Source organism: Actinoplanes sp. NPDC051859 (genome assembly GCF_044452725.1).
GTDB lineage: Bacteria > Actinomycetota > Actinomycetes > Mycobacteriales > Micromonosporaceae > Actinoplanes.
Genome location: NZ_JBITBX010000020.1, coordinates 59,356 through 68,735 on the forward strand (window position 1 = coordinate 59,356; position 9,380 = coordinate 68,735).

Sequence of the window (9,380 nt, forward strand, 5' to 3'; positions counted from 1 at the left end):
CTAGCGTTGCGCTCATGGTGCACACAGGCGTTGCTTCGATGAGGCTCCGTAACCGCCGCTGACGGCGGCGTTTCGAGTCCTCTGCCGCCGTCCCGGTCCTCGCCGGGCGGCTGTTTTCTGCCGCCGGCTCCCTTGACGAGCTGCGGAGCTTTCCTGTGTCTTCTTTCACCACCACTACCACGTCAGTCGGCGAGCGCGCTCACCTGCGCGCCGAGGACGTCAGCGTCGCTCTGGGCGGCCGACAAGTCCTGCACCGCGTGTCTGTCACAGTCTCGGCCCGGTCCCGGCTCGCGATCGTCGGCGAGAACGGGCGCGGCAAGACCACCCTGCTGCACGTCCTGGCGGGCCTGCTGGCGCCGGACGCCGGCACGGTCCACCGCGCCGGCACGGTCGGCATCGCCGAGCAGACCATGCCCGCCTCCCACGGCGAGACTGTCGGCACTCTCACGTCCCAGGCCCTGCACCACGCTCACGCCGCGCTGGCAGCGCTTGACGCGGCAGCGGCCGACCTGGCCGCCGGCCGCGACGGGGCGGACGACCGGTATGCCGTCGCGCTCGACGCGGCCACCCGGTTGGACGCTTGGGACGCCGAGCGTCGGGTCGACATCGCTCTCGAGGCGCTGCGTGCCTGCCCAGACCGCGCCCGCCCGCTGAGCACCCTCTCGGTGGGGCAGCGCTACCGGGTGCGGCTGGCCTGTCTGCTCGGCGCTGCCGACGACCTGTTGCTGCTGGATGAGCCCACCAACCACCTGGACGCCGACGGTCTGGCGTTCCTCACCGCGCGGCTACGAGCCCACACCGGCGGCCTTGCACTGGTCAGCCACGACCGCGCTCTGCTGCGCGACGTCTGCGACGAGTACTTGGACCTGGATCCCACCCGGGACGGCTCGGCGCACCTGCACACCGGCGGCTACGACGGCTGGCAGCAGGGCCGCCGCCGGGAGCGGGAGCGCTGGGAGCAGGAGTACGCCGCCCAGCAGGCCGAACACCACCGGCTGGAGCTGGCGGTGCACCACGCCCGCGACCGGCTCAGCACCGGCTGGCGGCCGGACAAGGGCACCGGCAAACACCAGAGGCAGACCCGGGCGCCGGGTGTCGTGCAGGCGCTGAACCGGGAACGTGAGGCGCTCGCGGCCCACCGGATCACCGTGCCGGAGCCCCCACCGGTCCTGCACTGGCCCGAACTGCCAGCCCGGAAAGGCATCGCTTTGGTACGCCTGGACGACGCCCACGTCACCGGCCGCCTGACACAGCGGGTCTCGCTCGTCCTGGAAGCCGGCGACCGGCTGCTGGTCACCGGCGGCAACGGCGCCGGCAAGTCGACGCTGCTGTCGGTGCTGTCCGGCCGCCTGCAACCCACGGGCGGCGCAGTCCGCATCGCCGCGCAGGTGGCGCTGGTGGGTCAGGAGGTGCCCGAGTGGCCGCCGGGCGACACCGCCCAGCAGCTTTACGACCGGCGCGGCGACGTCGTGCCGCTGGCTGCCACCGGCCTGCTGGACGGCGAGGCGCGGCGTACTGCGGTGCAGCGGTTGTCCCAGGGGCAGCGGCGTCGCCTGGACCTTGCCATGCAGGTGGCGACCCGTCCGGAAGTGCTGCTGTTCGACGAACCGACTAACCACTTGTCGATGACACTGGTGGACGAGCTGACCGCGGCGTTGCGGGACACGCCGGCTGCGGTCGTCGTCGCCACGCACGACCGGCAGTTGCTCGCCGACCTGGCGGACTGGCCCCGGCTGCACCTGCCCGGCCCGGATTTGCCATAACCGCAAGAGTGTTTGCCACTGTGCGGGTCAGGCCCGCACAGTGGCGGCAGGAGGTGGTCGAGATGACCGACGAACTGCGAGACGCGTACGACGTGGTGGTGGCCGGCGGCGGCGCGGCCGGGCTGAACGGGGCACTGATGCTGGCCCGGTCCCGCCGATCGGTGGTGGTGATCGACGCGGGCGCTCCCCGCAACGCACCCGCGAGCGGCATCCACGGGCTGCTGGGCCGCGAGAACATGCCGCCGAGCGAGCTGTTGGACCGCGGACGCGCCGAAGTCCGCGGCTACGGCGCCCACGTGGTGACCGGCGAGATCACCGGCGCGGCCCGGGACGGCGACGGCTTCCTCGTGACCCTGGCGGATGGGCGGCAGGTCCGGTGCCGGCGGCTGCTGGTGACCACCGGACTGGTCGACGAACTCCCCGACGTGCCCGGCCTGCGGGAGCGGTGGGGACGCGACGTGCTGCACTGCCCGTACTGCCACGGGTGGGAGGTGCGGGACCGAGCGATCGGTGTGTTGGCTAGCGGGCCGATGTCCGTACACCAGGCATTGCTTTTCCGGCAGTTGACCGATGATCTGGTGTTCTTCGGCGCGCCCGAGGGTGACGATGCGGAAAAGCTCGCGGCGCTCGGCATCCGGGTCGTCACTGCGGCCGTCACGGCGGTGGAAACCCACGAAGACCGCATTTCCGGGGTACGGCTGGACGACGGCACCGTGATCGCCCGCGAGGCCCTCGTCGTCGCCACCCGCATGGTGGCCCGCGGAGGCTTTCTCGGTGACCTGGGCCTGCACCCGGTGGACCACCCGTCCGGCGCCGGCCAGCACTACCCGGCGGGTCCGACCGGCGGCACGGACGTGCCCGGCGTCTGGCTGGCCGGCAACGTCACCGACCTGTCCGCTCAGGTGGGCGCCGCCGCCGCGGCCGGAGCGCTCGCCGGCGCGCACATCAACGCTGACTTGGTCATGACGGAAACCGGACAGGCCGTCGAGGCGTACCGGCGGCGTGTTCCCGCGGCAACTGCCTGACCGCTGGCCGGCCGCTGTGCCAAGGTGAGGTCTTCTGTGGACGCCGGGAGGTTGTCATGAGGATTGCTGTGGTGGGTGCTGGATTCGCCGGGCTGAGCGCGGCGAAGGTGCTGCGGCAGAGCGGGTTCGACGTCACCGTGTTCGAGCAGTCGCCGGACGTGGGCGGGGTGTGGAGCAGCACCCGCCGCTATCCGGGTCTGCGGACGCAGAACGACAAGGGCACCTACCATCTGAGCGACCTGCCGATGCCCGCGCACTATCCGCAGTGGCCGACCGGTGAGCAGGTCCAGCACTACCTCGAGCGCTACGTGGGTCTGTTCGAGCTCGGCGGACTCCTGCGCCTGTCGACTGAGGTGGTCTCGGCGGAGCTGGTGGACGGCGAGTCGGCCTGGCAGCTCACCTCGCGACCCACCGGCCGGGACGAGCCCGTCACCCGCGAGCGGTACGACCACCTCGTCGTCGCCAACGGCATCTTCTCCGACCCGCTGGTCCCCTCCTTCGAGGGGCACGCCGAGTTCACCGCCGCCGGTGGGCGCGTCGTGCCCGCCAGCGGGTTCCACGACCTGGACGCCGCCCGCGGACGCAACGTCCTGGTGGTCGGCTACGGCAAGTCGTCGTGCGACGTGGCGGTCTCGGTCAGCGAGGTCGCGGCCACCACCAATGTGGTCGCGCGCGAACTCCTCTGGAAGATGCCCCGCAAACTCGGCGGCGCACTGAACTACAAGTACTTGATGCTCACCCGGATGGGCGAGGCGCTGTTCCGCTACATCGAGCCCAAGGGCGTCGAGCGGTTCCTACACGGCCCCGGCAACGGCCTGCGCCGCGCGATGCTCGACAGCGTCGGATCGGTCGCCACCAAGCAGCACAAGCTGGCCCAGCTCGGTCTGGTGCCGCACGGCACCTTCGAAGACATCGCCCGCAGCACCGTCAGCCTGTCGACCGAAGGCTTCTTCGAAGGGGTCGCCGACGGTCGGATCACCGTCCACCGCGACCAGACCATCAGCGCGCTGCTCACCGACAACGGCCGCCCGGCCGCCCGACTCGCCGACGGCACGGTGCTCCCTGCCGGCCTGGTGATCTGCGGCACCGGCTTCCGCCAACAGGTGCCGTTCTTCGACGCTGCCCTGCACGCCCGCATCGAAGACGGCGCCGGCAACTTCGCGCTGTATCGGCACATCCTGCCGCTGGACGTCCCCCATCTCACGTTCGCCGGCTACAACTCCTCCTTCTTCAGCCCGCTCAGCGCGGAGATGGCCGCCGTGTGGACCGCGGCGTACCTCCGTGGTGGCCTCACACTGCCGTCGAAAGGCCGGATGCACGACGACGTCCGCGCCCGGCTCGCCTGGATGAGTAAACGGACCCGCGGCAAGCACGCCCGCGGCACCAACATCATCCCGTTCTCCATGCACAACATCGACGAGCTGCTCGCCGACCTCGGCCTCAACCTCGGCCCGCTCACCCGCGCAAAGCAGTGGCTCCTGCCGGTCGACCCGAGCGCGTACCGGCACGTGACACCCCGCATGCTGCGCCGCACAGCCGCGCCGGCATCCATCCCCGCCCCAGAAACGGTGCCGCGATGAACATCCTTGTCGAGGCCTTTGGCCGCCTGCCGGAACTGGTCCGGGGCGCGGTCGACGGTCTCAGCCCCGCACAGCTGCACGCCGCCCCGGTCGGCAAGGGAAACCCGGTGGGCTGGCTGGTCTGGCACCTCACCCGGGTCCAAGACAGTCATGTGGCTGAGCTGCTCGACACCGAGCAGATCTACCTCAGTGGGAGCTGGTCCGCCCGCTTCGGCCGCGACCCCGACCCGGCCGACATCGGCTACGGGCACGAGCCGCACGACGTCGCCGCGGTCCGCGCGGAAAGCGCTGACGCATTGGTCGACTACTACGCGGCCGTGCACACGCGGACGATGAAATACCTCGACGGGCTCACGGACGACAACCTGGCGCGAGTCATCGACGAGTCCTGGGACCCGCCGGTCACCCTCGGCGTCCGCCTGGTGAGCGTCCTGCACGACGACCTCCAGCACGCCGGCCAGGCCGCGTACGCCCGCGGCCTCCTCTGACCCTGCACCCCCGCGACCGCAACCTTGTGTCACATTCACCCGGTCAGTCGGCCGATGTCGCGGCGACCTCGAGTTCCCTACGCTGCATCGGTGCTGACCAGGGGATTTGCCACGATCGCGCGGCTGCGATGGCTGGTGCTGCTCAGTGCGCTCGGCTGCGCGGTCGCGCTCGGACTCGCCGCGGAGGCGGGGAACCGGGCCGCGATGTACACCGCGGTCGGGGGAATCATCGGTTGCGGTGGGTTGGTGCTGCTAGCGATGCGGTATCGGCCCGCGGCCCTCGTGCCGGCCCGGGATGAACCAGCATTGATCGATCCGCCGGCCCCACACCTGGTGATGCAGGGCGTGATGTTCACCCTCATGTGCAGCGTGCTGGTCATCGGGAAGGTCGGCGCCGTCCTCGACCGCGAGATCGGTTGGCCGGTCGACGCGGTGGGGAGTGCGCTGGTCCTGGTCGGCGTCGCCGGGCAGTGGTATCTGGCTCTTGGCGGGCTCGGCCTGCGCGTACGGCCGGACGGCGTCGTCAACCGCCAGCTGTTCGGCTCGCTGTTCATCCCGTGGGAGGCGTTCGCCGCCGGCTTCCCGGTGACACCGGCCAAGCACCGGCTCAACGTCTACTACGACCGGCCGGAGCTGGTGCGCAAGCGCGGCGTCCTGGTCAGCCGCGACACGCTGCCGGCCACCGTCGAACCGATCCGGCTTGCCGAGCTGATCCAGGACTACGTGCGCCACCCCGAACGCCGCAGCGCAATCGGGAGCTGATCAGGCGGGCCGCTCCGCGCCCGTGAGGACCTTGGCGACGCCGCCGGTCGGTTCGGGCCGGTAGAAGATGTCGATGTCGACCTCTTCGCCGCCGACGTTCGCGGTGTCCCACGGGCCGCTGGCAAGCATGGTGCGCAGGGTTGTGGCCTGCAAGCCGGCCAGGTGGGCGCGCAGCGTGGCATCGTCGGGCAGGTCCGCGATCCGGCTCGCCAGCCGGCTACGAACGTCGCGGAGCCGGTTCATGAGCTCGTCGATGTCGGCCTGTTTGCCCGACTCGTCGGCGGCGACCGTACCCGGAGCCATCGCGTCTTTGATGGCCTGGGTGTTGCCCTGCTCGTCGGTGGTGACCATCGCCTTCCAGGCCCGGCTCTTGTGGCGGTACTGCAGCATGGACATCGCCGCCTCGTGCCGGATGAAGTCGGCGTCGCGCAACGGCTTGCCGGTCCAGGAGTTGCTCAGCGAACGGGCGAGGGAGATGACCGACGCCAGCCCGCTGTTCAGGCCGCGGCCGGGCCAGAAGTGGATGGCGTTGGCGGCGTCGCCGAGCAGGAAGGCGAACGTGCCCGGGGTGTCGGCGGTGGGACCGTACATCTGGGCGGTGAACTTCGGGCGCTGCACCATGTCGAGCCGGAAGGCGGTGACGGCGCTGAAGTCCTTCTCGTCGACGCCGAAGAACCGCAGGCCTTCGCGGACCTGGCGCCACAGCGCCGAGCGCTTGATGAGCGACGGCAGGAACAGCGTCGAGTGGGTCGGGCAGACGAAGTCACCCTCGTCGTCGCGGGCCATCACGCACGGGCGGGAGGCGATGCAGTCGGCGAACTCGCGACGGACCGGGTCGATGCCGACGACCTCCTGCGCCTCGACGTCGGTCAGCCGCATGTTGAGGAAGCCCTCGCCGCGCAGCGAGTTCAGCAGGAAACGGTTCTGCGCGACCGTGAGCAGCACACTCATCGGGTCGCTCAGCGACGACTTGACCCGCAGCCCGAGGACCACGTCCTGCAGGTGCTTCCCGTCCACCGAGTAGATGGACGTGTCCGGGCTGCCGAACTTGTGGGCCAGCTTCTCCCGGGTGCGCGACCGGCTGCCCTCGCAGATGGCGAGGACGTGGTCCTTGCTGACGTCCGCGCGCAGCTCGTCAAGGTCGAACCGCTCCGGCACCAACGTGATCCGGTCCGGCTTCGTGTTGGCGAGCTCGAGCAGCTTGTCCTCGACATGGGCGATGCGGATGTTGCGCGGGCCGTAGCCGCGGACCGAATCCGGCCCGGACGGCCACATCTCCGAATAGGAGCCGGAGTCGAACAGGTGCGCCTGAACTTCCTCGGGCAGGTTGAGGAACTGGCGGCTCTGCAGGGTGACGACCTGCTGCCGCCGGTTGTTGCCCTGCGTCTCGTCCTTCCACACCACCCGGGCGCCGTCGCGGGTCCACCGGCCGTCATAGATGGTGATGGCGACCCGCTCGCCCATCAGCCGGGTCAGCAACAACGCGAGGGTCAGGCCGACCGGTCCGCCGCCGGCGACCGTCACCCGCAAAACCGGTTCGGGGGTACGCGGCGCGGGCAGCACCGCCGGCAGGCCGAGCACGGTCTCCATCGCATCGGCCGTCTCGAAACAGAAGATCTCCTGGCCGATCGTGATGAGGTCGCCCGGCTGCAGCATCCGCACGGTGACCCGCCGTCCGTTGACCAGCGTGCCGTTGCTGCTGTCGTGGTCGTGCAGCACCCAGCCGCCGGCCTCCCGCCGAATCTCCGCGTGCCGCCGCGACGCGAACGTGCCGGTGAGGGTGACGCCGTTGCCGGGCAGGCGGCCGAACGTGAGCGGCGTCCCGCCGAGCGGGAACCGGCGCCCGGCGAGGGGTCCGGTCCGCCCTACGATCTCCGGTGTCACAGCGACCGTCCTCTCCTCGTTCCCAGACCGCGACCCGGCCCGTGCTCACCTCCCACACGAACGATCCGCGTGATCGGTTCAGGTGATCCACTGCTGAATCGGAAAAGATTCTCCCGGCCCGGCAACGTCCGGACCCGGCCGGGGCGTAAGTAGGTGCTGTGAACCACGCGGATGACGAGGACGTCACCACCTTCGTCCGGGCGGCGTACGGGCGCCTGGTCCGGTTGGCGTTCCTGCTGTGCGGGGACGCCGGGCATGCCGAGGACCTGGTGCAGACGGCGCTGGCGAAGACGGTGGTGGCCTGGCCGAGGGTGCGGCACGCGCAGGGCGTCGACGCGTACGTGCAGCGGATCCTGGTCAACACGTACCTCAGCGCGCGCCGTCGGCGGTCCTGGTGGGAGCGGCCGTCGGGGCGTACGCCCGAGGTGCCGGCGCCGGACGCGTACACGGGGGTGGAGCAGCGCGACTGGCTGCGCCGGGCACTGGACGGTCTCCCCGCGCGCCAGCGGGCCGCGGTCGTGCTGCGCTTCTATCAGGACCTGTCCGAGCAGGAAACCGGCTGCGTGCGGAACTTGCCGAGCTTGCCGACACGGTGCCGCTCAGCGCAGGCTTCGAGGCCGAGGTGCGGCAGCGCGCCCGCCGGATCCGTACGCGCCACCGAGCCCTCAGTGTGGCCGCCGCGGCGGCGTGCCTCACGTTGCTGGTCGGTATGGTCCAGATCCTTCGGTCGCCCGCCGACCCGGAGCTGGTCGCCGTCGCGCCGGACGGGCCGTTCCTCGGCTGGAGCGCCGCGGGCGACGGGGTGGACACCGGCCTGCTCGCCGAGGCAGTGCGGGTCTGGGATGCCCAGGAGAGCGGCCCGCATTCCGCGGTGCGGCCGCTCGTCGCCATGCAAAAGTACAACTTCGGCCCGGTGGTCGTGGCCCAGGGATACGACCGGTCGGGCGCACCCCGGCTGGCGTTCTTCACCGCGGACCGGGGCCACGGCAACGCGCTGACCCTGCGCGCCGACCGCCCGGCGCCGGATCCGGTCCGCACCCAGGTGGTGAGCCTGGTGAGTGCCCGGCTGACCGCTGCTTCCGGCATCGCCACCGAGAACGACGTCGTCGCCATCGCGGTGGCGATGCCCGGCATCACGGATCTTCAGGTGGACAGCACCGACGTCGACCAGACGCTGCGCCAAGGCGGCGGAATCGGCAACGGTCGTTTCGTGGTTGACATTCACCTGACCAGAAGCACCTCGGCGCTGGACACGACGGTCACCGGCTTCGCCGGCCGGCGCAAAGTTTTCGAGGAGCCGGGTGAGGGTGCCATCGGCGACCCGAGGCCGGTCCGAGCCGGCATCGTGCAGCGCGATCGACAGCAGCTCACGGTGACCCTCGACGACGCGGGCCCGGTCCGTGCAGGTCAACTGGTCGCGGTCCGGGACGGGCTCGTGGGCCGGGTGAAAGCCGTCGACCGGGCAGCCGCGCGGGCGACCGTGGCGCTGGTCACCTCCCCGGACTTCGTCTGTCCGGTGCTCTCCATCGTCGATATCCCCGGCACCGCGCGCGGCACCGGGGACCGGCTGATGCTGGAGAACATCCCGCTGGGCAGCGCGAACGACATCTACGAGACCAACAGGTTGCTGGCGCCGGACCCGGCCCAGGGCGGCAGCTTCACCGTCGGTGCCATCACCATCGGCCGGGCCACCCGGGACAAGCCCGGCGACGCCACCTCGGTGGAGCTCACTCCCGCCGTCGACGTCACGAAGCTCGCCGAGGTGCGGATCCTGACCCCCGCTGACTAGATGTTCTGCCCAGAGAGGTTGGGAACGCGGCTGGCGGGTGGTCCGCCGATGGCGGTGTGGTGGCGGTGGTGATTGTAGGTGTGCAGGAA

The 9,380-nt window shown here is 70.8% G+C and carries 7 protein-coding genes and 1 pseudogene; 7 read left to right on the plus strand and 1 reads right to left on the minus strand.

All coding sequences use genetic code 11. The features are described from left to right. Window positions 1–155 precede the first annotated feature (155 nt). The 5 genes from ACIA1L_RS31350 to ACIA1L_RS31370 all read left to right on the plus strand — a co-directional run bounded on the left by ACIA1L_RS31350 (window position 156) and on the right by ACIA1L_RS31370 (window position 5,618). Window positions 156–1,763 carry an ATP-binding cassette domain-containing protein gene (locus ACIA1L_RS31350; protein ID WP_396076651.1) on the plus strand — a complete coding sequence of 536 codons (1,608 nt, stop codon included), beginning with the start codon at window positions 156–158 and terminating at the stop codon, window positions 1,761–1,763. Window positions 1,764–1,825: 62 nt separating this feature from the next. Beyond that, window positions 1,826–2,788, plus strand: a complete 963-nt coding sequence (locus tag ACIA1L_RS31355; RefSeq protein WP_396076652.1) for an NAD(P)/FAD-dependent oxidoreductase — start codon at window positions 1,826–1,828, stop codon at window positions 2,786–2,788. Between the two features lie 56 nt (window positions 2,789–2,844). Next, on the plus strand, window positions 2,845–4,368 hold the full coding sequence (locus tag ACIA1L_RS31360; protein WP_396076653.1) for a flavin-containing monooxygenase: 1,524 nt from the start codon (window positions 2,845–2,847) through the stop codon (window positions 4,366–4,368). Next, complete coding sequence (locus ACIA1L_RS31365; protein WP_396076654.1) at window positions 4,365–4,856, plus strand: DinB family protein; 492 nt, start codon at window positions 4,365–4,367, stop codon at window positions 4,854–4,856. Before ACIA1L_RS31360 ends, ACIA1L_RS31365 begins: the two co-directional genes overlap by 4 nt. A gap of 90 nt (window positions 4,857–4,946) precedes the next feature. Beyond that, window positions 4,947–5,618: a hypothetical protein gene (locus ACIA1L_RS31370; RefSeq protein ID WP_396076655.1), complete on the plus strand. Its 672-nt coding sequence runs from the start codon at window positions 4,947–4,949 to the stop codon at window positions 5,616–5,618. Here ACIA1L_RS31370 and ACIA1L_RS31375 read toward each other — a convergent pair whose 3' ends face one another. Beyond that, window positions 5,619–7,502, minus strand: a complete 1,884-nt coding sequence (locus tag ACIA1L_RS31375) for an FHA domain-containing protein (protein WP_396076656.1) — start codon at window positions 7,500–7,502, stop codon at window positions 5,619–5,621. A gap of 158 nt (window positions 7,503–7,660) precedes the next feature. Between ACIA1L_RS31375 and ACIA1L_RS31380 the strand changes: the two are divergent. Together ACIA1L_RS31380 and ACIA1L_RS31385 are read left to right on the plus strand one after the other, a co-directional pair. Then, a pseudogene (locus ACIA1L_RS31380) lies at window positions 7,661–8,023 on the plus strand (sigma factor); the annotation flags it as partial. 71 nt (window positions 8,024–8,094) lie between these two features. Next, window positions 8,095–9,291, plus strand: a complete 1,197-nt coding sequence (locus tag ACIA1L_RS31385) for a rod shape-determining protein MreC (RefSeq protein ID WP_396076657.1) — start codon at window positions 8,095–8,097, stop codon at window positions 9,289–9,291. The last annotated feature ends 89 nt before the right edge of the window (window positions 9,292–9,380 follow it).